The sequence below is a fragment of the Bacillus sp. Au-Bac7 genome (assembly GCF_021341655.1).
In the GTDB taxonomy this organism is placed as follows: Bacteria; Bacillota; Bacilli; order Bacillales; family Cytobacillaceae; genus Niallia.
In genome coordinates this window covers 380,338-403,529 of record NZ_JAJTTG010000003.1, presented here as the reverse complement: position 1 = coordinate 403,529, position 23,192 = coordinate 380,338, and the positions used below count along the sequence as shown (strand labels likewise).

General features: G+C 40.8%; 22 protein-coding genes. 17 read left to right on the top strand and 5 right to left on the bottom strand.

Going from position 1 to position 23,192, the window contains the following annotated elements:
• Positions 1 to 3 precede the first annotated feature (3 nt).
• The 9 genes from LXM54_RS15075 (at position 4) to LXM54_RS15035 (ending at position 10,049) form a co-directional block, all read left to right on the top strand.
• Positions 4 to 954, top strand: coding sequence for an aminopeptidase (locus LXM54_RS15075; RefSeq protein ID WP_233316023.1), 951 nt, complete (start codon positions 4 to 6; stop codon positions 952 to 954).
• 243 nt (positions 955 to 1,197) lie between these two features.
• Complete coding sequence (locus LXM54_RS15070; RefSeq protein WP_233316022.1) at positions 1,198 to 2,565, top strand: FAD-dependent oxidoreductase; 1,368 nt, start codon at positions 1,198 to 1,200, stop codon at positions 2,563 to 2,565.
• An 86-nt stretch (positions 2,566 to 2,651) separates the two neighbouring features.
• Positions 2,652 to 3,260, top strand: a complete 609-nt coding sequence (locus LXM54_RS15065) for a DNA-3-methyladenine glycosylase (RefSeq protein WP_233316157.1) — start codon at positions 2,652 to 2,654, stop codon at positions 3,258 to 3,260.
• A 144-nt stretch (positions 3,261 to 3,404) separates the two neighbouring features.
• Complete coding sequence (locus tag LXM54_RS15060) at positions 3,405 to 5,318, top strand: BglG family transcription antiterminator (RefSeq protein ID WP_233316021.1); 1,914 nt, start codon at positions 3,405 to 3,407, stop codon at positions 5,316 to 5,318.
• 205 nt (positions 5,319 to 5,523) lie between these two features.
• Positions 5,524 to 6,855: a PTS sugar transporter subunit IIC gene (locus LXM54_RS15055; RefSeq protein WP_233316020.1), complete on the top strand. Its 1,332-nt coding sequence runs from the start codon at positions 5,524 to 5,526 to the stop codon at positions 6,853 to 6,855.
• A gap of 2 nt (positions 6,856 to 6,857) precedes the next feature.
• Complete coding sequence (gene uxuA, locus LXM54_RS15050) at positions 6,858 to 7,907, top strand: mannonate dehydratase (protein WP_233316019.1); 1,050 nt, start codon at positions 6,858 to 6,860, stop codon at positions 7,905 to 7,907.
• Positions 7,907 to 9,349: a glycoside hydrolase family 1 protein gene (locus LXM54_RS15045; protein ID WP_233316018.1), complete on the top strand. Its 1,443-nt coding sequence runs from the start codon at positions 7,907 to 7,909 to the stop codon at positions 9,347 to 9,349. The genes uxuA and LXM54_RS15045 overlap by 1 nt, the downstream gene beginning before the upstream one ends.
• A 22-nt stretch (positions 9,350 to 9,371) precedes the next feature.
• Positions 9,372 to 9,692, top strand: a complete 321-nt coding sequence (locus LXM54_RS15040; protein WP_233316017.1) for a PTS sugar transporter subunit IIB — start codon at positions 9,372 to 9,374, stop codon at positions 9,690 to 9,692.
• Between the two features lie 18 nt (positions 9,693 to 9,710).
• Positions 9,711 to 10,049, top strand: a complete 339-nt coding sequence (locus LXM54_RS15035) for a PTS lactose/cellobiose transporter subunit IIA (protein WP_233316016.1) — start codon at positions 9,711 to 9,713, stop codon at positions 10,047 to 10,049.
• Between the two features lie 37 nt (positions 10,050 to 10,086).
• Here LXM54_RS15035 and LXM54_RS15030 read toward each other — a convergent pair whose 3' ends face one another.
• Genes LXM54_RS15030 through LXM54_RS15020 form a run of 3 tightly spaced genes read right to left on the bottom strand, consistent with a single transcriptional unit; the run spans position 10,087 to position 11,755 of the window.
• Entirely contained in the window at positions 10,087 to 11,061 is a 975-nt protein-coding gene (locus LXM54_RS15030; protein ID WP_233316015.1) for a bile acid:sodium symporter family protein, read from the bottom strand.
• A gap of 38 nt (positions 11,062 to 11,099) precedes the next feature.
• On the bottom strand, positions 11,100 to 11,255 hold the full coding sequence (locus tag LXM54_RS15025; protein ID WP_233316014.1) for a hypothetical protein: 156 nt from the start codon (positions 11,253 to 11,255) through the stop codon (positions 11,100 to 11,102).
• A gap of 8 nt (positions 11,256 to 11,263) precedes the next feature.
• The gene (locus LXM54_RS15020; protein WP_233316013.1) at positions 11,264 to 11,755 is read right to left on the bottom strand and encodes an NAD-dependent epimerase/dehydratase family protein; all 492 of its coding nucleotides are present in this window, start codon (positions 11,753 to 11,755) and stop codon (positions 11,264 to 11,266) included.
• Positions 11,756 to 11,939: 184 nt separating this feature from the next.
• Between LXM54_RS15020 and LXM54_RS15015 the strand changes: the two genes are divergently transcribed.
• From LXM54_RS15015 to LXM54_RS14980, 8 genes are all read left to right on the top strand, one after another.
• The gene (locus LXM54_RS15015; RefSeq protein WP_233316012.1) at positions 11,940 to 12,698 is read left to right on the top strand and encodes an ABC transporter ATP-binding protein; all 759 of its coding nucleotides are present in this window, start codon (positions 11,940 to 11,942) and stop codon (positions 12,696 to 12,698) included.
• A 19-nt stretch (positions 12,699 to 12,717) separates the two neighbouring features.
• A complete protein-coding gene (locus tag LXM54_RS15010) occupies positions 12,718 to 13,536 on the top strand; it encodes an ABC transporter permease (protein WP_233316011.1) in 819 nt (272 codons plus the stop codon).
• Between the two features lie 157 nt (positions 13,537 to 13,693).
• A complete protein-coding gene (locus LXM54_RS15005; RefSeq protein WP_233316010.1) occupies positions 13,694 to 14,716 on the top strand; it encodes an ABC transporter substrate-binding protein in 1,023 nt (340 codons plus the stop codon).
• Positions 14,717 to 14,863: 147 nt separating this feature from the next.
• On the top strand, positions 14,864 to 15,568 hold the full coding sequence (gene chbG / locus LXM54_RS15000; protein ID WP_233316009.1) for a chitin disaccharide deacetylase: 705 nt from the start codon (positions 14,864 to 14,866) through the stop codon (positions 15,566 to 15,568).
• Positions 15,569 to 15,742: 174 nt separating this feature from the next.
• On the top strand, positions 15,743 to 16,981 hold the full coding sequence (locus tag LXM54_RS14995) for a helix-turn-helix domain-containing protein (protein ID WP_233316008.1): 1,239 nt from the start codon (positions 15,743 to 15,745) through the stop codon (positions 16,979 to 16,981).
• Between the two features lie 148 nt (positions 16,982 to 17,129).
• Positions 17,130 to 18,266: an alanine dehydrogenase gene (ald, locus tag LXM54_RS14990; protein ID WP_233316007.1), complete on the top strand. Its 1,137-nt coding sequence runs from the start codon at positions 17,130 to 17,132 to the stop codon at positions 18,264 to 18,266.
• Positions 18,267 to 18,443: 177 nt separating this feature from the next.
• Positions 18,444 to 19,385: an ABC transporter ATP-binding protein gene (locus LXM54_RS14985; RefSeq protein ID WP_233316006.1), complete on the top strand. Its 942-nt coding sequence runs from the start codon at positions 18,444 to 18,446 to the stop codon at positions 19,383 to 19,385.
• Complete coding sequence (locus LXM54_RS14980; protein ID WP_233316005.1) at positions 19,382 to 20,365, top strand: ABC transporter permease; 984 nt, start codon at positions 19,382 to 19,384, stop codon at positions 20,363 to 20,365. The genes LXM54_RS14985 and LXM54_RS14980 overlap by 4 nt, the downstream gene beginning before the upstream one ends.
• Before the next feature lie 34 nt (positions 20,366 to 20,399).
• On the opposite strand, the gene LXM54_RS14975 is transcribed toward LXM54_RS14980, so the two are convergent.
• Positions 20,400 to 21,587: a MalY/PatB family protein gene (locus tag LXM54_RS14975; protein WP_233316004.1), complete on the bottom strand. Its 1,188-nt coding sequence runs from the start codon at positions 21,585 to 21,587 to the stop codon at positions 20,400 to 20,402.
• Positions 21,588 to 21,595: 8 nt separating this feature from the next.
• Positions 21,596 to 23,152, bottom strand: coding sequence for a maltose/glucose-specific PTS transporter subunit IIBC (gene malX / locus LXM54_RS14970; RefSeq protein ID WP_233316003.1), 1,557 nt, complete (start codon positions 23,150 to 23,152; stop codon positions 21,596 to 21,598).
• Positions 23,153 to 23,192 lie beyond the last annotated feature (40 nt).

Below are 23,192 nucleotides of genomic sequence, written 5' to 3'. Positions count from 1 at the left end.
AAAATGAAAGAAAAAATTATCGAAGTTAGTAAAGGACTGCTCGTTAATTGTTTGGATTTGAAAGAGCAGGAGTCATTTCTTGTTATAGCTGATGATGAGAAGAAGGAGATAGGAGAATGCTTGTATCTTGCAGGTAAAGAGCTTGGCGCAGAAGCGATGCTGATGATAATGGGAGAAAGAAATCATTCTGGTGAAGAGCCGCCTTTAGCTGTAGCAGCAGCAATGCTACAGGCAGATGCAGTCATATGTGCTACAAAGCATTCCTTAACACATACCCAAGCAAGAAAAGCTGCAGCAGCAGCGGGATCAAGAATTGCTACAATGCCTGGCATAACAGAGGACATGTTTTTGGAAGGTGCCATTTCTGCAGACTATAGCAAAATTAAGACAATAACAGAAAAAATAACAAAATTACTGACAGACAAAAGCACTGTGACAATAGTCAAGGCTGGCTGCTCCTTAACTTTTGATATAAAAGGAAGAAGTGGAATACCGAGCACAGGAATGTATGTGAATAAAGGAGAATCAGGCAATTTGCCTTCAGGTGAAGCTTATATTGCACCTGTTGAAGGATCAGCACATGGTAAAATCACAGTAGACGGCTCTATTGCAGGTATTGGTCTTCTGACATCACCACTTATTCTCACTATTCACGAGGGAAGGCTCGTGGAAGCAGAGGGAGATCAGGGACAAGAGCTGCTGGAAATGCTGGGGACCGGCGAGGGAAGATTGCTCGGTGAATTTGGCATTGGCACAAACGAGAAAGCAAGAGTTACTGGTGTCGTGTTAGAAGATGAAAAAGTTTATGGCACTATACATATAGCCTTTGGCAGCAATATGACATTCGGAGGAACTGTCTTTGCAGGAGTACATATAGATTGTGTTGTCATGCAGCCGCAGGTATTTTTGGATGATCTTTTGTTAATGGAAAATGGAGAATTACTAGCTGAATAATGATATAGGCATAAAGCTTGGGAAAAGCACTGCATGTTCCCAAGCTTTTTTGGCAAAAATAACACGTGAAATAATTATTTGTGAAATTAATCACAAAACCCTTGCATGCGAAAAAAATGTATGTATAATAAAGGTATGAACAAATTGTGAATGACATCACATAATTTGTGATTTTTTTCACTAACATTGTGAAATAGTTCACAACTTTTACAAAAAATTCTCTTACAAAGGAGCTTCAAAATTATGAAAGTTATTGTAATTGGATGTACACACGCTGGTACAGCGGCAGTTAAAACGTTAGCTAATGTAAATAAAAATATAGATATTACTGTTTATGAAAAAAATAATAACGTATCATTTTTATCTTGTGGAATCGCCTTATATGTCGGCGGTGTTGCGAAGGACGCAAATCAATTATTCTATTCTTCTCCAGAGGAGCTTAAAGCATTAGGTGCGAATATGCATATGGAGCATGAAGTGCTGGAGATTAATAAAGATAATAAAACAGTACTTGTGAAGGACTTGAACAGTGGCGAAACTCGCACAGATTCTTATGATAAATTAGTAATGACAACAGGTTCTTGGCCAATTATTCCACCTATTGAAGGTATTAAACTTGGAAATATTCTTTTGTCTAAAAACTTCAACCAAGCAAATGAAATTATTGCGAAAACAAAAGATGTTAACCATGTTACTGTAATCGGCGCCGGCTATATCGGAGTAGAGCTTGTAGAAGCTTTTGAACAAAACGGCAAAAAGGTAACGCTTATTGATAGTGAAGACCGTATCCTGAATAAATATTTGGATAAAGAGTATACAGATATTATCGAAGCCGAGCTTCAAGGAAAAGATATTGAGCTTGCATTGCAGCAAACTGTTATTAAATTTGAAGGAAATGAAGCAGGAAATGTAACAAAGGTCATCACAACAAAAGGAGAATATGAAACAGATCTCGTTATTCTGTGCGTAGGCTTCAGACCGAATACAGGCTTGCTGAAAGATAAGGTTGACCTTCTGCCAAATGGCGCAATTAAAATTAATGAGTATATGCAAACAAGCAATCCTGACATCTATGCTGCAGGCGACAGCTGTGCGGTAAATTACAACCCAACAGGTGATAAAGTGTATATCCCGCTAGCAACAAACGCTGTGCGCATGGGAACATTAGCAGGTTATAATATCGCCGGGCAAAAAGTGAAATATTTAGGAACACAAGGAACTTCTGGCTTGCATCTGTTCGGATTGAGCATGGCATCAACAGGTCTTACAGAGCTGACAGCAACAGCAAATAAAATTCCTTATGAGGAAGTAACGGTTATTGAAAATGACCGTCCAGAATTCATGCCGACATTTGAACAAGTACGTTTGAAAGTTCTTTACCATCAAGAGACTAGAGAAATTATCGGCGCACAAATTATCTCTAAAGCAGATATGACACAAATGATGAATACTTTATCTGTCTGCATCCAAACAAAAATGACAATAGATGAATTAGCATTTGTCGACTTCTTCTTCCAGCCGCATTTCAACAAGCCTTGGAATACATTGAACCAGGCAGGCTTGGCAGCAGTTGCAAAACAAGCTGAGAATAGTGTGCCGGCACATGTATAAATAAATGCAGGAAAGCTTAGGTATCCCCTAAGCTTTTTTTGTGTTTTATGAGAAAATAAAAATAAAAAGCGCAGGTGACCTAAATGATTGATTATATAAACACAACTACAGAGGAAATTGCCAGACAGCTGTTAGGTAAGCTGCTCGTTCACCAAACACCAGATGGTATTTATTCAGGCTATATAGTGGAAACGGAAGCTTATATTGGAGTTGAAGATATGGCATGTCATACTTATGACGGCAAGCGGACTCAAAAAGTTGAATCGATGTATCAAACAGGTGGGACAATCTATATTTATACGATGCATACACATGCCATGCTCAATATCGTCACAAAGGAAGAAGGAGACCCGCAGGCAGTCCTTATTCGTGCGTTGGAGCCTGCAGATGGAATGGAGAGAATGGAAAATAACAGAAAGGTTACTGGAGTTTCCATAAGCAACGGACCTGGAAAACTGACGAAGGCAATGGAAATTACTAAGGAGCTAAATGGAAAGATGCTTAATGAATCTGCTCTTTCGATTGATGCTCGCCTAGGAAAGACGCCGGCTAGCATTGCAGTATCAGCAAGGGTTGGCATCCCGAATAAAGGAGAATGGACGTCTAAACCATTGCGGTTTTATGTAAAAGGGCATCCTTATGTGTCAGGTATGAGAAAAAAGGATTATCAAGAATTAGTTGATTGCTGGCTTTAAAATGGGAGGGCTGCTTGCACATAAAATACAAAAGGAAATCAGATAGCGCTTTCACAACAGTCCTTCTTCGGCTATGATGTTATTAAGGAAACATATAGCTGATAAATAATTGGAAATGCAGTTGATGAAGGGGTGTAATTTGAAATGCTTTCATTACGTCAACAGAAACTGTTGCATTTATTGATGCAGGCAGAAGAGGCACTAACGGGTGCGGAGCTTGCTTCAGCATTGCAGGTCACATCACGGACGATAAGAAGTGATGTGAAGATACTTACAGATAAGCTGCAGGCAAATGGTGCGTATATTGCTTTAAAAAGAGGAAAAGGCTATGAGCTCATCATTGATGATTATAAATATTTCCGGTCTTTTTTGCAGCGTGCCGTTGCAGGAAATGAGGATGATACAATCCCGGCAGATCCGTCAGAAAGAATGGAATATATGCTGAGACGCCTGCTTCTTTCAGAGGATTACATTAAGATTGAACATTTTGTAAAAGAGCTGTATATAAGTGAAACGTCTATTAAAAACGGGCTGAAGGAAGTAAAAAAAATTCTTCGCCGTTTCAATTTGGACTTGGAAAAACGTCCGAATTACGGGCTGAAAATAGTCGGATCCGAAGCGAAAATGCGCATATGCATGGCAGAGTTTGTTTTCCATTCAGATCATCAACCATATCAAGTTTTGCCAGCACATGAACTTGAAAAGATAGAGGAGATTCTGCTCAAGCATACGAAAGAAGCTTCGATTTTACTTTCCGATATCGGAAAATCTAATTTAATCACACATATTGCTATCGCCTGCAAACGAATACTCGATGATAATTATGTTTCTATGCCCGAAAAGGAATTGGAAGCTATCATGGCGGAAAAGGAATATAGTGTTGCCAAGTTGATTGTGAAGGATCTGCAGACATCATTAGGTACAGCATTTCCAGAGGCTGAAGTTGCTTATATAGCTGTTCATTTATTAGGAACGAAGATTATTTCTTATCAGCCAGCAGCAGAGATTAATATATTGGACATGATTGAAAAGGATATACTAGAACTTTCCAAAAAACTGCTTAACGAGGCAGAACAGGTTATGCAGCTAGGAATATCCACCGATGAAGAATTGATATACGGGCTGTGTCTTCATTTAAAGCCGGCTATTAACCGCTATAAATTTGGCCTTAGCATCCGCAATCCGATGTTGAAGGAAATCATCAAAAACTATCCAGTTGCCTTTGATGCAGCCATTTCCATGGCAGAGAAGCTTAAGCAGGAAACTGGCATGGAGATAAATCAGGATGAGATTGGCTATATCGCCTTGCATATAGGAGCTGCGATGGAACGGAAAAAAGCAAAGGGGAAGGCGAAGCGTTGCCTGATTGTTTGTGCTACTGGGGTTGCAAGCGCTCAGCTTTTATACCATAAGCTGCAGGCTACCTTTGGCAGCAAGCTGCAAATAGTTGGAACAGCTAATGTTTTCGACATGCATAAGTATGATCTAGGGTCCCTTGATTTTATTATCAGCACCATCCCAATTCAGAAGAGATTAACCGTTCCTATTATTGATGTAAATACTATTTTAAGAGATGAGGATATTGCCAGATTGGAAAACTTAGTAATTGAGAATATCGGCAGTGTCTTGAAATATATAAGACCAGAGCTTACCTTTTTTCAGCAAGATTTAAAATCAAAGGAGGAAGTGCTTCGCTTTCTTTGTACGAATATGGAAAGACTGGAGGATATCCCTGATAACTTTCAGGAACTGGTAGAGGAACGGGAACAAATAGCTCCGACAGGATTTGGAACAATGGTTGCCATTCCCCATCCAATCAGACCTGTCACTAAAAAGACAATTTGGGCTGTGTGTACATTAAAAAGGCCAGTGCAGTGGGGCGACAGCCGTGTTCAGTTCATTTGCTTGCTGAGCGTCCAAAAAGAGTATAAAAAGGATTTACAGAAGATGTACCAGCTTTTAGTGAAAATATCAGGAAATGCAGCTCTCGTAGAAAGGCTTGTAAAGGTTAGTTCTTATGAAGAGTTTGTGAGTATCCTGCTTTCGGTGGAGGAATAAACGGTTATGAAAAAGGACAGCGTTATGCTGTTCTTTTTTGTTATACAATCTTGAGGCACTCTTTTCCTCGTAAAGTTGGAAAAAGAATGCATGTAAATGAAAGCGCTTTTTATATAAACTGATAAACAAGAGCACAAGAAGCATTTCACTCTATGAAATTATTGATGTAATTCCATTTTTTTATAAAAGAAACGGAGGTTTTAAGATGAGCTTTAAAGATAAGGCGGCAGATGTATTAGGCAATGTCGCCTACAAAATCACCAATCAGAAATATATTATGGCAATCAAAAAAGCATTTGTTACGTTAATGCCAGTCATTATCACAGGAGCTTTTGCTGTGCTTGTAGCAAATATGATTCTCGGAACAGAAAGCGGCTTGGCGCATTTTGAAATGTTTGCCTTCCTCGCAGACTATAAGCCGATTATGACAGCCATTCAATATGCTACGCTTAACTTCCTGACAATCGGAGCTGTCTTTTTAATTGGGATTGAGCTTGGACGGATAAATGGTCATAAATCACTGTTTCCAGGGATTCTCGCTCTTATGTCTTATATTTCAGTTGTGCCGACAACGATAGAACTGCTTGTAAATGAACAAAACCAGCTAGTCACAGATGTATTGGCAAGGCAATTCTCCGATCCGAAAAGCTTATTCTTAGGAATGATTATTGCTATTGTTTCTGTTGAGATCTACAGCAAGCTTGCGAATGTAGAGAAATTGAAAATCAAGATGCCAGACAGTGTACCTTACAATGTAGCCACCTCTTTTTCAGCATTGATTCCATCGATCTTGACGGTGACAATTGTCGCAACATTCGGATTCATCTTCTATAAAGTAACTGGCATATATTTATATGAAGCCATCTACAATGTTGTACAGAGACCGCTTGAAAGTGTTATGCAGGGCTTACCGGGAATTTTGATTCTTATGTTTGTCGCGCAGTTCTTCTGGGTGATTGGAATTCATGGTAACCAAATGATTAAGCCGATTCGGGAGCCGCTCTTGCTTGCGTCCATAACAGTCAATATGACTGCCTTCCAAGAAGGAAAGGAAATTCCAAATATTATTACAATGCCATTCTGGGATGTATATATGAGCATTGGTGGTTCAGGAGTAACAATTGGTCTCTTAATAGCAATCTTTATTGTTTCAAAAAGAGAAGAAATGCGAAGTATTGCTAAATTGTCTTTCGGTCCAGGGATTTTTAATATTAACGAACCTGTTATCTTCGGACTTCCGGTCATGCTCAATCCAATTATGGCGATTCCATTCGTTATCACACCATTAGTAACAGGAACAATCGGGTATATCGCAACTGCAACAGGCTTTGCAGGAAAAGCAGTCGTTATGGTTCCTTGGACGACACCGCCGATTATTAATGCTTGGCTGTCTACTGCCGGGAGTATGGGAGCAGTCATCACACAGCTGATATGTATTGCTGCTTCTATATTCATCTACCTGCCGTTCGTCTTAATGGCTAATAAAGTGTCCCAGCAAACTGGAGAAGAAAGTGATGATACAAGGAAGGTGATTTAAAGATGAAGATGTCTTTCAGATGGTATGGAAAACAAGACTCTATTCCCCTTGAATATATTAAGCAAATCCCTAACATGAATGGGATAGTCAGCGCTGTTTATGATGTTCCCCCAGGTGAAGCTTGGCCGGAGGAAAGCATTCAGGAGCTCTATAGAGAGATAAGCGCAGCAGGTCTAGAGTTCAAGGTAGTGGAAAGCGTGCCTGTTCATGAAGATATTAAATTAGGTCTTCTAAACAGAGATACGTATATTGATAATTATATCCTCACAATGGAGAGGCTGGCGAAAATTGGTATTGAAGTGATCTGTTATAACTTTATGCCTGTCTTCGACTGGACGAGAACACAGCTTGATAAGGAGCTGGAGGATGGGTCTACTGCATTAGTTTATTATCAAGAACAGCTAAAGAGGATGGATCCTGTGCACAACGATCTGTCCCTCCCAGGCTGGGATACTTCTTATACGAGAGAAGAACTGCAAGAGTTAATCAGGCAATATCAGGAGTTGGGAGAAGAAGGCTTGTGGAATAATCTGGAGTACTTTTTAGCTAGAGTGATTCCGGCTGCAGAGAAGCATGGAATCAAGATGGCCATCCATCCAGATGATCCGCCGTGGAGTATATTTGGACTGCCCCGCATTATTACAAATGAACATAATCTTGATCGCTTTTTAAACTTATATGAAAGTGAAGCAAATGGGATCACTTTATGCTCAGGCTCGTTAGGTTGTACAAAAGATAATGACATCGTTAAGCTGGCAGCAAAATATACGCAGCTTAACCGAGTTCCTTTTGTTCATTTGCGCAATATTAAGATACTCGCAAACGGTGATTTTGAGGAATCAGCACATTTCTCAACATGCGGAAGTCTCGATATGGCTGCTATTATGAAGGCGCTCCATGACAATGGCTTTACAGGTTATGTAAGACCTGATCACGGCCGGATGATTTGGGGGGAAACCGGAAAACCTGGCTACGGACTTTATGACAGGGCTTTAGGAAGTATGTATCTTTCAGGCATATGGGAAACGCTTGAAAAATCGGGAGGTAAATAATGTCGGATAAATTAATGGTGAAAATACCTGATGATTTTATCATCGGTGCTGCAGCATCTGCCTGGCAGACAGAGGGCTGGTCAGGAAAAAAGGAATCTCAAGACTCGTATTTAGATCTTTGGTACAAAAATAACAAGAACGTCTGGCATAACGGGTACGGACCAGGAGTAGCAACTGATTTTTATAACAGATACAAGGAAGACATCGGGATAATGGCAGAAATCGGGCTAACCCATTATCGCACCTCCATTAATTGGTCCCGCTTCTTACTAGATTATGAGGAAGCAATAGTGGATGAAGAGTATGCAGCCTATATCGATAAGGTGATTGATGAGCTCTTAGAAAAACAAGTGGAGCCGATGATATGCTTGGAGCATTATGAAGTGCCTGCCTACTTGTTTGAGAAATATGGAGGCTGGGACTCCAAGCATGTGGTCGAGCTTTTTGTAAAGTATGCTGATAAAGTGCTGGACCGTTATGGACATAAGGTGAAGCACTGGTTCACCTTCAATGAGCCGATTGTTGTTCAGACAAGGGTTTACTTAGATGCCATTCGTTATCCTTTTGAGCAGAATACAAAAAAATGGATGCAGTGGAACTTTCATAAGGCTTTGGCAACAGCTAAAGTAGTGGAGCTTTTTAAACAGAAAGGGCTCAAGGAAAAGACAGGAGCGAAGATGGGGGTTATTTTAAACCCAGAAGTGACATATGCGCGCTCATCTGCTCCACATGACCAAGAAGCAGCTAACATCTATGATTTGTTCTTTAACCGAATATTTTTGGATCCTTCCATTAAAGGCGAATATCCGCAAGAGCTTTTTGACTTGATGGCCAGACATAGCATCGCCTTTGAGTATACACAGGCAGACTTAGAAACTATCAAGCAGAACACAGTTGATTATGTAGGCATTAATTTGTATTACCCTCATCGTGTTAAGGCAAGAACGACAGCTTGGAATGAAAGCACGCCATTTCATCCTTCTTATTATTATGAGATGTTTGATATGCCTGGCAAGAAGATGAATCCTTTCCGCGGTTGGGAGATCTATCCGAAAATTATGTACGATATGGCTATGAGGATGAAAGAGGAGTATGGCAACATAGAATGGTTTATCGCTGAAAATGGCATGGGTGTTGAGCAGGAGTGGCGCTATAAGAATGACGAAGGCAGTATTCAAGACGACTACAGAATTGAATTTATTGCCGAGCATATGAAATGGCTGTTGAAGGCGGTGGACGAAGGCTCTAATTGCAAAGGGTATATGCTTTGGGCGTTTACTGATAATGTTTCACCGATGAATGCCTTCAAAAACCGCTATGGATTAGTAGAAATTAATCTGGATGATAACAGGAACAGACAGATGAAAAAGTCTGCTAGATGGTATCAATCCATTATAGCCAATCGGACTTTAGAAGCCGCAGATGATGATTTGGTGAAATAAAATAGAAGGGCAGGAATTGAATATGAAGAAAATTATCTTAGCATGTGCAGCAGGCATGTCCACTTCCATTGTTGTCTCTAAAATGAAAGCAGCAATTCAAGCAAGAGGAGAGGACATCGATGTTTATGCCATACCAGAGGGAGCTATTGAGGATGAATTAGCCACTTCAAGTGAGGGGATTATTGCTATTGTCCTTGGACCACAAGTACGCTTTATGAAACAGGCGGCAGTCAATACTGCCAAGCCGTATGGAATACCAGTTGATGTTATTGATGTCAGACTGTATGGAACAGCAGACGGGGAAAAGATTCTCGATCATGCATTGCAATTAAACCAAAAATAAAGCTGTCGGAGGGAAAAAATGAAGTTACTAGAGGAAATGCAGGCGGCGGCTTTTCAAATTATAACGTATTCAGGTGAGGCACGGAGCAGCTATGTGGAGGCAATCCGCACTGCGAGGGAGGGGAAAATAGACGAAGCGAAAGAGATTATTAAGGCAGGGGAACGCTCCTACAACAAGATACATAAAGTTCACGCCTCCTTTGTTCAAAGAGAAGCAAGTGGGGAGGAGCTGCCTTTTTCGTTAATCTTGATGCATGCGGAGGATCAAATGCTGACAACAGAAACCTTGAAGATTATGGCCTGTGAAATGGTGGAAATGTGTGCTGTTTTTTTGAAAGACAGCAGGCAAAATACGTGACCTAACAAAAAACACGAGATATGCTCGTGTTTTTTTGTTAGGAGATTTTCTTGCCAGCAACTTTTATCAATGAAGGCTTCTGATAAACCGTTCGAATCGCTTGGCCATAAGTGGCAGCGAGTATTTGCTGGAAAAGCATGCCGATGACAACAGGCACAGCTGTTTGGGGCGGGAAAAAGCTGACCGCAATAACAGCACCAGCGCTGATGTTCCTCATTCCTCCTGTATAAATCATCGCAATCGTCTCATCCTTATGACGCTTTGTGAGAACACCAAGCATCCATGAAAAAAAGTATCCAGATAACGCCACAAAAAACATCGTTAGAGCAATGTAGATGAATTTCATGTCAATATTGCGGAGATAAGGAGCAACAACGGAGCTGTTTATTGCTACAACAGCTGCCAAACCAAGCTTTGAAAAAGGAGCAAGTGTCTTATTCCAAGTTAACGCTTTTTCCTTGGAATAAAACTGGTTAACAGCCATCCCTGCGATGGATGGAAGTACAATCATTCCAAGAAGTCCCCTCATCATGCCCCAAATATCTAACTGAACCGATTCTCCGACAAAAATGCTCATGCTCAATGGCACTAAGAATGGAGACAGCAAGGTGTCTGCCAAAATAATTGCCAACGTGAGGGGGACATTTCCTTTATAGATGGAAACCCATATAACGCTCGTAATACCTGTTGGAATTACTGTGGCAAGTATAAGGCCGGTAATGGTGTACGGGTCATTATGAAAGAATAGGTGACCAATTGCAAACGCCCAAATGGGGGTGATAATATGCAGGGCGCCCAATGTCAGTAATAAGGATAATGGATGAGTGACAGTATGCTTCATTGATTTAAAGTTGGAGTTAAGGCTCCCTGTGAATGTCATGGCAGCAAAAATCCATGGAACGAGAAAGGATAAATGATGCAAAAAAGAGGCTAAAAGCACCCCTATTACCACACTAACTGGTGTAAGCAAAGGCATCCATTTACTAAGAAAAGCATTCATGCTTTGAAGCATATAACAGGACTCCAATCAAAGTTAATATATAAGTAGCATTAAGCGCGTCTTTCAATTTCATCTGATTCAAGTATATGCACACCGCTTTTGTTTTCTGCAGCAAGCTTGCTCATTGCAGCTGCAACAGTTTGCGCTTTAATGCCCCGATACTTCCTCAAACGGCCAACGAACATAAAGTGCAGAGGCGGCAGCAAGTAAGAGCTCAGCTTTTCTCCAAGACGAAAAACTCACCTCTTGCACCAAGGAGAAGGGAAGGTCTTACAATTGTCAGAGATGGAAAACCGATTTCTTGAAGATGCTCTTCGAATTCTCCCTTGAGTCTGCTATAGAATATTTTAGAGCTTGAATCAGCTCCAATTGCACTGATTGCAAGCAGCTGTTTTGCTCCCATCCCAAATGCGAGCTTAGCAATTTCCACAGGATATTCCAAATCAATTTTTGTCATTTCTGCCTGGCTACCTGCCTTTTTTATTGTTGTTCCTATACAGCAAAAAATATCATCAACTGCAAACTCTTGTTTGTATGCGGACAGCTTGCTGAAATCTGCGACTACTTCCTTTATTAAAGGATGATCAAAGCTTTTCCTTCTTGTCAGTACGGTTATTGTGCTGTACTTGTTCTCTCTTGCAAGCAGCTGTACAAGCTCCCTTCCGACAAGCCCTGTTGCGCCGACCACTAAAGCATTTTTTTCCATTTCGACGTTCCTCTCTAATAAATATTTACATATAGTATAGCAAATAAATGCAGTCAGCTTGTTGTCAGTCTTGTGATAAATAAAATGCCCATTGATTTTTGCGCACATAATGATATCGCCTAGAATAATTATACATTAAGGCCAGGAGTTGGATGAAAAGTGTTTTAAGACAGGAGGTTTAAAAGTGTATAAGTTAGAGGTTAAAAACAGCAGCAAGATTTTCAGGAAGGACAGTAAAGACTTCTATGCTTTAAAAGATGCAAGCTTGCAAGTTCCAGAAGGAAGATTTGTCAGCATCATAGGTCCAAGCGGCTGTGGAAAATCAACTCTATTTAATATCATTGCTGGGTTAATCAAACCTTCCACAGGGGAGGTGCTGCTTGACGGTAAAGATATTGTCGGCAAGAACGGCTATGTAGGCTATATGCTGCAGAAGGATTTGCTGCTGCCTTGGAGGTCGATCATGCATAATGTCATTTTAGGATTGGAGATAAAAGGTGTTTCTAAAAAAGAAGCAATCAGCCAGGCGGCTCCCCTATTAGAAAAGTACGGATTAGGCGGTTTCGAAAATCACTTTCCCGATGAACTCTCCGGGGGAATGAGGCAAAGAGCGGCTTTGCTCAGGACACTGCTGTATGACCAGGACATCATTTTATTAGATGAACCGTTTGGTGCTCTTGATGCGCAAACAAGACTATTAATGCAGGAATGGCTTTTGCAAATATGGACGGATTTTAAAAAGACCATTCTTTTCATTACACATGACATTGATGAAGCGATTTTCCTGTCTGATGATATTTATATCATGTCTTCTAGGCCAGGAACAATTAAGGAGAAGGTCACTGTCCCTCTAGCAAGACCGAGAAGTGCCCAAACCTTATTAAGCACTGAATTTATTGATTTAAAAGAGCATGTACTGCAAACGCTGAAAACAGAAAAATAAAGGAAAGGAGGAGTCTTCGTTGGCGCAGCAGAATCAAAATCCCCTTCCGTATATAGAAGATGAAGAGAAAGCAGCAAAAAGAAGATCACGCATTACCTTATACGGACAATGGGCTTTAGGAGTTTTACTGATTGTGTTTTGGGAACTGTTTGCTAGATGGCAGATTATTGACTCTTATTATTGGAGCAGTCCGTCAACTATATGGAGTACGGCATATACAGCATTTACAGAAGGAACATTGCTCGATGATTTAATTTATACAAGCGGATCGACTGTACTCGGCTTTATTCTTGGAACCTTTATTGGTGCACTGCTTGGTTTATCCTTTTGGTGGTCCTACTATTACTCGCGCATTTCAGAGCCATATTTAATTGCATTTAACGCGGTTCCAAAGCTTGCTCTTGCACCAGTGCTAGTTATTCTCTTTGGGATTGGCTTCAGCTCTAAAGTGGTGCTTGCCTTCATGATGACGGTTATCGTCACAGCACTAGCTGCATACAGCGGTGTGAAAGCAGTTGATAAGGATTTAGAGAAGCTCATGTATTCGCTTGGCGCAAAGCGGTGGCACGTATTCACAAAGGTTGTTATTCCAACAAGCATGCCATGGATTGTGAGCTCATTAAAAATAAATATTGCCCTTGCCTTGGCAGGAACAATTGTCGGAGAATTTATCAGCTCCAGACAAGGAATTGGCAGAATGATTCTTTATGCAGGACAAATTATGAATATCAATCTCGTCTGGGTAGGAGTTGTTGTCTTGTCCTTACTGTCGATTCTAATGTATTTCGCGACGGTCTGGGTGGAGAAAATACTGTTAAAGGGCAGGAATGCTCCGTAATAATTGGAGCCAGGAGGTAAGATTCATGAATATAGACAATGCTGCCTCCCATATATTTTACCGATGACCATCCTTTATTAGAACAATTATCAGCAACTTTAATAAGATGTGTTTTCCCGGGAGATGGCTAATCGCAACTTAGAAAAAAGGGGGATTTATGGTGCGGAAAGGCAAACTGCTGCTGATTGCTTTATTAGGCCTTATGATGCTGCTTGCAGGCTGTGCTTCAAAAGATTCTGGTGGCGGGACAGAGGAAGGCTTGAAGAAGATTGTCATAGCCGAACCTGTTCATTTAATTGGTTATCTGCCTCTTTATTTAGCCATACAGGAGGGGTATTTTGAGGAAGAGGGACTGGAAGTGGAAGTCATTACTGCTACAGGAGGAGCCCACGTCACATCCCTTGTGAGTGGAGATGCTTGGGGCAATATTGCCGGACCTGATTCAAACCAAATGGCGAATCCAGGCAGCTCTGATCCGATTCAAGGAGTCGTGAATGTCGTCAATCGAGCTAATGTGTATTTAATGGGCAGCTCTGATGAACCAATAGACAGTACAAATGAAGCGGAACTGGCAAGTTATTTGGAAGGAAAAACAATTGCCGCCGGCCGGTATGGCGGCAGCCCAAATCTTTTGACAAGATGGCTGCTGCTCGAGCTTGGTTTAGACCCGGATAAAGATGTGAAGCTTGAGGAGCCTGCTGATGCAAGCGCAGTTGTCTCCCTTGTTGAATCTGGGCAGGCCGATATTGCCAATGGCGGAGAACCGCAAATAACAGAAGGCATTAATAAAGGAGTCTGGAATGAACCGTTCTATAGCTTTCCTAGTTTAGGAGACTATCCTTATTCTGTAATCAGTGTCAAAAAATCAACGATTGAGAATGAGCCGGAAGTGGTCGAAAGCTTTGTCAAAGCAATGCTTAAAGGACTGAAGACGGTTGATGAAGACCATGATTTGGCTATGGAAGCTTTGAAAAAAGAATTTCCGACTACATCTGACGAAAGCTTAAAGGCTTCTCTTGACCGGGCCTATGCAGATCAGCTATGGAGCAAGGATGGCTTCATTTCTGAAGAAGCATTGGCAAAGCCGATGGATGTTGTGGAGAAAACCGGTGTATATAAAGAAGGCTATAAATACGAAGAGCTAATTGATATGCAATTTGTGGAGAAGTTGTCAAAGTAGTATTAATAAGCAAAGCCAGGTCTGTAATGGGCCTGGCTTATTATGTGAGTAAGTTACCAAATAAAAGCGCTTTCATTCTAGTGGGTTTTATGCCAAAATATATAAAGTAGATGATTAAAAAATAAATGAGAGCAAAGGGGAACTAGCATGATTAAATTGCTTGTAAATGCGGATGATTTCGGTTTTTCCAGAGGTGTTAACTACGGGATTCTTGATACTCACTTAAACGGGATTGTCAATTCCGCAACAATGATGATGAATGCAGCAGGAACGGAGCATGCCCTTGAAATTGCTAAAGCTACACCTTCTTTAAAGGTGGGAGTCCATCTTGTCCTCACATTGGGAAAGCCGCTGACTAGTGCTTCAAGCCTTATTGGTGATGATGGTTTTTTTAAGAAGCAAAAGGAGGTATATGAGCATCCAGAGGAAATTTCACATGAGGACTTGGAGCGGGAATGGACGGCGCAAATAGAAAGGTTTTTGGCTGCAGACCTGAAACCGTCGCATTTTGACAGCCATCATCATGTCCATGGTATCAAAGAGTTTTATCCTGTTATTAAAAGGCTGTCAGAAAAATATGATGTTCCAGTCCGGATTGCTGGTCCCCATTTTACAGATATAAAAACAGTTACAGATATTTTAATTGCTGATTTTTACGGTGAGGGAGTTACAGAGGATTATTTTGAAAAGCTCCAAGATAGAGTGGCAGATGGCAAAACAGTGGAAGTGATGACACATCCTGCCTATTTAGACTCTAGACTGAAAAACGGCAGCTCCTATTATGAGGAAAGACAGGAGGAGACGAGAATTCTGTCTGAAGTAAAATTGCCAGAAAATATGGAGTTGCTTTGAGATAGTATACAGAAAATGAGCCAGGATCTCGGCTCATTTTTTCATGCAGCAGGCTCCAGTTGGTACGCTCGATTTGAAGCTAACTATAATTATAGTGTTGTTGTACATAACCTAATCCATATAGAATAGTAGAAAAGCTAAATAACCATTCCAAAGGAAGAAGGGAGCAAATCAATGCCTAATCAGCCAATAAATCCTTTCCGGCGGGAGATGTACGATTCTCTTGAAAGTTTTGTAGACCATGTCAGTGAATTGCTCGGATGCTCGATAACGCTTGAAGATACACATCATCGTGTGCTTGTATACAGCAGTCATGGGGAGGAAACCGATCCTGTCAGAATTTCTACCATTATAAGCAGACGGGTTCCTGAGAAAGTAATAAACCGCTTATGGAAAGACGGAGTTATCCCAAGTCTCCTCCAAAGCAAAAAGCCAATCAGAATCGAAGGAAAAAAAGAGATTGGTCTTGGAAGCAGAGTGGCTGTTTCTATATGGCGAGGGGATGAAGTCATTGGGTATATTTGGGCTATTGAATGGGATCAGCCTCTTACAGACAGTCAAATGGAAATATTACAGAACGCTGCTGCCGTCGCGAAGCATCTGTTATCGCGGTTTGGGAAAAGCAAAAGACCGTCAACCCATGATGATCAGGAATTCTTTTGGAAGCTTCTTACTGGTCATGTGAGCGACCATGAGGCTAATCAAAAGCTGTTAGAGCTAAATTACACAAGCAATAAATTTACGATTATGGTTTTTAACTTTAAAGAAATTATCAGCAAGGATATGGAAAAGCAAATCATATATTTGCTTAAAGTAATGGATGATATCAAAATCATTCTCTATACGATGGATGATCATGAGCTGATTTTGCTAGCAAGCACAGTAGACAGACAAATCAGCCCTGCTGCAGTATTTAAGCAGTTCATTGAAAATTTCCCCAAAAGCTTAGCGGAAAAATTTCATATAGAAGGCGTGTACGGCGGATATGGCAGCATATATTCTGAATGGAACCATGTAAAGAAATGCTTTAAGGAAGCGAAAAAAGTCGTGGAGGTTAAGGAGAAGTTCCCAGAAGAGGCAGAGTCTTTTTCTGCTTATCAGGAATTAGGAATTTATCAATTTATGGACGTCCTGTTGGAAAAACGAGTTCAGGATGGGTTCGACAATATAGCGATTAAAAGATTAAGAGAATATGATAAGAGTCATAATACAGAGCTTTTAGTTACCTTGGAAGCCTTTTTGGATGAGAGTGAAAGCATGCAAAAAACAGCAGCACGGCTTCATATACATACTAATACATTAACCTATCGATTAAAGCGGATTACTGAAATAATGGAAGTTGACCTGTCCGTCCCTTCTCAAAAATTCATGCTGTATCTCGATTTGAAGCTGCTGCGCTGGCGACAGAATTAAACCCTTGTTTTTAAGTTTTGTGAATTTTCACAAAGGCTCATCTTTACTTTTATCCTTTTTACCAATGATTAATTTCACAATCCGTCCTATTATAATTATAAGATAACTAACAATTAAAGTAAGGAAAACTGACAAGGGGTGGATTGGATTGATTATTGGTATTCCGAAAGAGATAAAAAACAACGAAAACAGGGTTGCAATTACTCCATCTGGAGTTGCTTACTTAAAAAATAGCAATCATGAAATCTTAGTCGAGACAAATGCTGGTGCAGGCAGCGGTTTTACAGATGCTGAGTATGCAGCGGCTGGGGCGAAGGTTGCTGAAAATGCAAAAGAGGTATGGAATTCTGCAGAGATGATCATGAAAGTAAAGGAACCGCTGCAATCAGAGTATGGCTACTTCCGCAAAGGGCTCATCTTGTTTACGTACCTGCACTTAGCTGCAGAAAAGGAATTGGCTGCAGCCTTGACAGAAAAGGGAGTAACAGGCATTGCTTATGAAACAATTGAAGTGAATGGCAAACTGCCGCTGCTTACACCGATGAGTGAGGTTGCAGGCAGAATGGCTGTTCAGATTGGTGCCCAGTTTCTTGAGCAGCCCCATGGCGGCAAAGGGATCCTGCTTGCAGGGGTGCCTGGTGTGAAGCGCGGTAATGTGACAATCATCGGAGGTGGTATTGTCGGCGCGAACGCTGCGAAAGTTGCAGTTGGTCTTGGGGCAAATGTAACGTTGTTGGACTTGAATCCGGAAAGATTAAGAGAATTGGATAATCAATTTGGGTCAAGCCTAAACACAGTTATGTCTAACCCGGCAAATATTGAAGCAGCTGTAGCAGAGTCCGATTTAGTAATCGGGGCTGTTCTTATCCCTGGTGCTAAAGCGCCGAAGCTTGTGACGGAAGAAATGGTTAAGAAGATGGCTCCAGGCTCTGTGATTGTCGATGTGGCAATCGATCAAGGCGGAATCTTTGAGACAGTAGACCATATTACCACACATGATAATCCGACATATGTAAAGCATGGTGTCGTTCACTATGCTGTTGCTAATATGCCAGGTGCGGTGCCGAGAACATCAACAATTGCTCTAACTAACGTCACGGTCCCATATGCGCTGCAAATTGCCAATCAAGGAGCTGTCAATGCAATCCAGAACAACTACGCAATCAAGCAAGGTGTTAATACCTTTAATGGACATATAACATATGCTCCTGTAGCGAAGGATCTTGGGCTGGAGTATGTGCCTGTTCAAGAAGTCATCAATTCCATTCCCACTACTGCAGTTTAACAATAGATTAACAGCCAGGTTTCCGTTTTACTGGAACCTGGTTTTTTTATGGAGTTTGCTTACAAGTATATAAATTTTTTCCAAATAAATGAAACTTATTAAAAGGCAAACTCGTAATAGTATATGACAGATAAGGTGGGGTACACATAGGATCTTAAAAAAAGAGAGGAGTTTAACATGTCTCAATATGCATTAGAGGTAAAAAATCTCACAAAGAAAATCAGAAGCAAAACGATTGTAGATAAGGTCAGTTTTGCGGTGGAAAAGGGAGAGATTTTCGGACTGCTTGGCCCGAATGGTGCGGGAAAAACAACTATTATTAGAATGATAGTCAGCTTGATTAACAGAACAGAAGGCGAGGTTGTCATTAACGGACATAATCTAGACGCTTCCTTCGCTGAGGCGATGAGCAGCTTAGGGGCCATTGTTGAAAACCCTGAATTCTATAAATATATGAGCGGCTATAAGAATTTGCGCCATTATGCCAGAATGGCAAAAGAAGAAATTTCGGAAAGCAGAATTACAGAAGTCGTTAAGCTTGTAGGACTGGATAATGCTATCCACCAAAAGGTAAAAACATATTCCTTAGGAATGAGACAGCGTCTTGGCGTTGCACAAGCCCTTCTGCATAATCCTGCGATCCTAATTCTGGATGAACCAACAAACGGTCTTGATCCACAAGGAATAAGAGAGTTCCGTGACTATCTTCATGAACTGGCAGCAACAGGGATATCTGTGCTCGTATCATCACATTTGCTTTCGGAAATGCAGCTCATGTGTCATCGCTTTGCAATCATTGAAAAAGGTAAGCTTATCCACATCTCCTCTATGGATGAAACAGTCGCTGAGGGAGTAGATGAGCTAAGAGAAGTGACCTTTGAAATAGATGAGGCTAATAATGCACTAGAACTGCTGAAAAGCAGCGCAGTAGCTTTTGAGGAGGTTTCGCTTAAAAAGGAACTGTTAACAGTAAAACTGTCGAGGTCTTCCATTCCGGCTGTGAACAAACTATTTGTGGAAAAGGGAATTTCTGTGTACGGAATAAATGCGGCGAAAGCGACATTAGAAGACAGATTCCTAGAAATCACGAATAAAAAAGGAGAGGAAGCAGTACGATGATTGGGTTAGTCCAGAATGAACTGATAAAGATATTTGAAAAGAAGATGAGCTGGATTTTTGCCATTATACTTATTATTGCATTAGTTGGAACTGCTGTACTTGAGTTGAAAACTAGCACACAGCAAACAGAAGATGATTGGAAGGTGCAGGTTCAAACGGAAATAGACCAGCTGGAGAAGGAAATGGAAAAAGCTCCAAGCTATGAGGATATTCCAGAAGATGATTATACGACAAAGGCAAAGGAGGATATCCAAGCCGAAATCGACAGTTTTAATGGCAATTTAAATGACAATGTGAATCCCTATACGACAAGCTGGTCATATTTGGATTATTATGGAATTGCATTGAAGTCTCTTATTACTCTTTTTGTAGTAATTGTTTGTGCAGGGAATATATCGTCTGAGTTTTCCGATGGCACAATTAAGCAGCTGCTGATTCGGCCTCATAGAAGATGGGCAATCCTGCTGTCAAAATATATTGCGCTTCTTATTTATTCTGCGTTTTTGATTGCGGTACTAATTGGAATAGGCTATTTAGTGAGCATTGCCTTCTTTGGTATTGATGACTTTAGTGGAAAATTGTCGGTGCAAAATCCTACTACTTTTGAAATGGAAGCTGTAGCTGGTGGAGCATATTTCTTCCAAAGCCTTCTATACTATTTGCCAGGGCTTATCATGGTCCTTACGCTGGCATTTATGCTGTCTACATTGTTTAAGAACCAAGCAATTGCAGTTGGAATTGGTGTATTTGTACTATTCTTTTCTTCGACTGCAGGAGCATTAATTGTTGGTTTTTCAGAAAAGTACACATGGACAAAAGCGTTAATTTTCCCGCACTTAGATCAGACTGTATTCGTAGTGCAGGATAAAATCTTAGAAAATATCACGATGCCGATGTCATTAGGAATTCTTGGAATTTACTACCTTATCTTTATGTTTATCACATTTTTCTTTTTCCAAAAAAGAGATATCAGCATTTAATGAAAAAACCGGAGAGGGCTGCTCTCCGGTTTTTTTAGCTTTTCTTTAAAAAGTTAATAGCTTGTGTGAAACGTGCTAAGCCATCTGCAAGCTTTGATTGCGGACAGCCAGCATTCAGCCTCAAGAAGCTCCTTCCTTCAGCTCCGTAGGTATCTCCGGCCATGATAGCCACTTTACCTTCATGGATAAGGGCGTGCTGAACTTGTTTTGGGGTATATGGCATGTTTTCGATATTAATCCATGCTAAGTAAGTTGCTTCTGGAATTTGCAGCGTCGCTCCTAATTGCTGCTTTTCTAAATATGCCTGTATAAACAGCATGTTATTTTTAATATAGTCATTCAGTTGATCCACCCAACTGCCGCAAGACTGATAGGCCTCTATCGTTGCAGTCAATCCTAATATGCTTGTGGAGGAAAGGCCATCACGATTTTTTAATGTTAGCAAAAATTCATCTCTTATATGCTCACTTGGGATAATGGCATACGAACCAATAAGTCCTGGAATATTGAATGTTTTGCTGGCAGAGGTACATATGCATACATTTTCAAGCGCTGTTGCTTTGCTGATGATGGGAGTATGCTTATTAGGCTGCAGTACAATATCCATATGAATTTCATCGCTGATAATAAAAACATGATATTTCCTGCAAAGATTAATGATTTGTTCAAGCTCATTTTCTGTCCAAACTCTGCCTGTCGGGTTATGTGGGCTGCACAGCAAAAGCACTTTCGCTTTATTGTGGGCAAGCCTGTTTTCTAAGTCAGCAAAATCAATGTGATATTTCCCGTCTTTTACAACTAGTGGATTTGCAGAAATCCGCCTGTTATTATCTGTAATCATCTTAAAAAAAGCATCATATGCTGGAGTCTGTATAACAACATGATCTTCATCATCTGTTAAAACATGAATTAGTTTCGCGATTGTATAAATAACACTTGGGCTGTAAACAATCCAATCTTGTTGCGGCTCTGCAGAAAAGCGTTCTCGATACCATTTTTGAACAGCTTCTTTAAATTCCTGGTGATTCCATCTTGTGTAGCCGAAAATGCCGTGCTCCAGCCGTCTGCTTAAAGCTTTGCTTACTTCTTGCGGTGTTTGGAAGTCTGTATCAGAGATGGAGAAGGGCAACAGGTCTGCTTCTCCGAATCTGTCTTCAATATAATCCCACTGTGTACAGTACGTACCAGTTCTTTTTGTTATCCGATCAAAGGAATATGTCATAAACGGTACTACTCCATTTCTATTTCTAATGCATTTTTTAAAGATGCTACTTGTGTGCCGATAATAACCTGTAAATTATGATTATCGAGCTTTACCACGCCGAGTGCTCCGCAGTCCTTTAATTCTTTCTCATCAATTTTGCTCATATCATTGATTACAAGGCGCAGTCTAGTAATACAATTGTCGAGTGACTGAAGATTTTCTTTTCCGCCTAATGCTGACAGTATTCTTTTCGCATCATACTTGCCTTTTTTCTGATAAGTTAACTCCTCATTCCCAGTCGTCACTGCTTCATCCTCACGGCCAGGTGTTTTTAAATTGAACTTAATAATGGCATATCGGAAGATGAAGTAGTAAACAGCAAACCAAACAGCGCCAACTATTAGAACGAGATACCATTTCGTATACGTTCCTTGCAGAACTCCAAAAATAATGAAGTCAAGGATACCGCCGTCTGTATTCCCGATTACGACACCAAGCAAATGCATCGTCATAAACCCTAACCCTGTTAATAGAACATGAATGCCGTAAAGGGCAGGTGCAAGAAATAGAAACAGGAACTCAATCGGTTCTGTTATACCAGTTACAAATGTAGCAATGACACCAGATATCAGTAAACCTTTAATCTTGCTTCGTCTATCAGGAAGGGCTGTATGATAAATTGCCAGTGCGACTGCCGGTAATCCAAACATGAAGGTTGGCATTTTTCCTTGAGACAAAAAAGCAGTAGCGGAAGGACTGATTGGAGAGCCGCTTTGCAGCTGAGCATAGAATATGTTTAATGCTCCAGCTACTGTTTGCCCATCAACAACTTGGATGCCCCCTGCTTCTGTAAATCGAATCATGGCGACAAGAATATGATGCAGTCCGAATGGGAGCAATAAACGTTCTCCTGCTCCGAATATGAACGGACCAAATGCTCCAGATTTTTGAATTAGCTGGCCAATTCCAGTGATAGCAATGGCGAATATTGGCCAAATGATTGGAATAAGTATGCCGACAACAGCTAACGTAAGAGAGGTGATGATGGGCACAAATCTTGCTCCCCCGAAGAAGGCAAAAGCATCTGGAAGCTGAATATTATAGAAACGGCTATGCAGTAAATGGACAATTACACCGACAATAATTCCGCCGAGAACGCCCATCTCAATTGTTTGAATACCCATTACCATGCCTTGACCTGCTTCGCGAAGTTTTTCCGCTGCTGCAAGCTGGCTTGTTTCTGTTAAATAAAAATTGATAGATAAATGCATAATGACAAAGCCTACAAATCCTGAAAAAGCAGCAACTCCTTTTTCATAACGTGCCAATCCGAGTGGGATTGCAATTGCAAAGAGAACAGGCAGATAGGTGAAAGCGAAGCCTCCGATGGTAGACATAAACCTAAATATCGTTTGCAGGAAGCGGTTGTCTAAAAAAGGCAGAGCTTCAATTGTAGACGGGCTTGTGAAGGAGCTGCCGATTCCTAGCATAAGACCCATAAAGGCAAGCAGAGCTACTGGAAGCATGAATGTCTTTCCGAGCCCTTGGAAAAACTCCCAAAAGCGTGATTTTGCATTATTCATAATCACTTACTCCTTTCTAAAACATGGATGTTTGTGTCTA

Bases quoted from the DNA above. Each gene is read 5' to 3' on its own strand.
- LXM54_RS15075 (WP_233316023.1), top strand. From the start codon at position 4: ATGAAAGAAAAAATTATCGAAGTTAGTAAAGGACTGCTCGTTAATTGT.
- LXM54_RS15070 (WP_233316022.1), top strand. From the start codon at position 1,198: ATGAAAGTTATTGTAATTGGATGTACACACGCTGGTACAGCGGCAGTT.
- LXM54_RS15060 (WP_233316021.1), top strand. From the start codon at position 3,405: ATGCTTTCATTACGTCAACAGAAACTGTTGCATTTATTGATGCAGGCA.
- LXM54_RS15055 (WP_233316020.1), top strand. From the start codon at position 5,524: ATGAGCTTTAAAGATAAGGCGGCAGATGTATTAGGCAATGTCGCCTAC.
- uxuA (WP_233316019.1), top strand. From the start codon at position 6,858: ATGAAGATGTCTTTCAGATGGTATGGAAAACAAGACTCTATTCCCCTT.
- LXM54_RS15045 (WP_233316018.1), top strand. From the start codon at position 7,907: ATGTCGGATAAATTAATGGTGAAAATACCTGATGATTTTATCATCGGT.
- LXM54_RS15040 (WP_233316017.1), top strand. From the start codon at position 9,372: ATGAAGAAAATTATCTTAGCATGTGCAGCAGGCATGTCCACTTCCATT.
- LXM54_RS15035 (WP_233316016.1), top strand. From the start codon at position 9,711: ATGAAGTTACTAGAGGAAATGCAGGCGGCGGCTTTTCAAATTATAACG.
- LXM54_RS15030 (WP_233316015.1), bottom strand. From the start codon at position 11,061: ATGCTTCAAAGCATGAATGCTTTTCTTAGTAAATGGATGCCTTTGCTT.
- LXM54_RS15020 (WP_233316013.1), bottom strand. From the start codon at position 11,755: ATGGAAAAAAATGCTTTAGTGGTCGGCGCAACAGGGCTTGTCGGAAGG.
- LXM54_RS15005 (WP_233316010.1), top strand. From the start codon at position 13,694: ATGGTGCGGAAAGGCAAACTGCTGCTGATTGCTTTATTAGGCCTTATG.
- chbG (WP_233316009.1), top strand. From the start codon at position 14,864: ATGATTAAATTGCTTGTAAATGCGGATGATTTCGGTTTTTCCAGAGGT.
- LXM54_RS14995 (WP_233316008.1), top strand. From the start codon at position 15,743: ATGCCTAATCAGCCAATAAATCCTTTCCGGCGGGAGATGTACGATTCT.
- LXM54_RS14985 (WP_233316006.1), top strand. From the start codon at position 18,444: ATGTCTCAATATGCATTAGAGGTAAAAAATCTCACAAAGAAAATCAGA.
- LXM54_RS14980 (WP_233316005.1), top strand. From the start codon at position 19,382: ATGATTGGGTTAGTCCAGAATGAACTGATAAAGATATTTGAAAAGAAG.
- LXM54_RS14975 (WP_233316004.1), bottom strand. From the start codon at position 21,587: ATGACATATTCCTTTGATCGGATAACAAAAAGAACTGGTACGTACTGT.
- malX (WP_233316003.1), bottom strand. From the start codon at position 23,152: ATGAATAATGCAAAATCACGCTTTTGGGAGTTTTTCCAAGGGCTCGGA.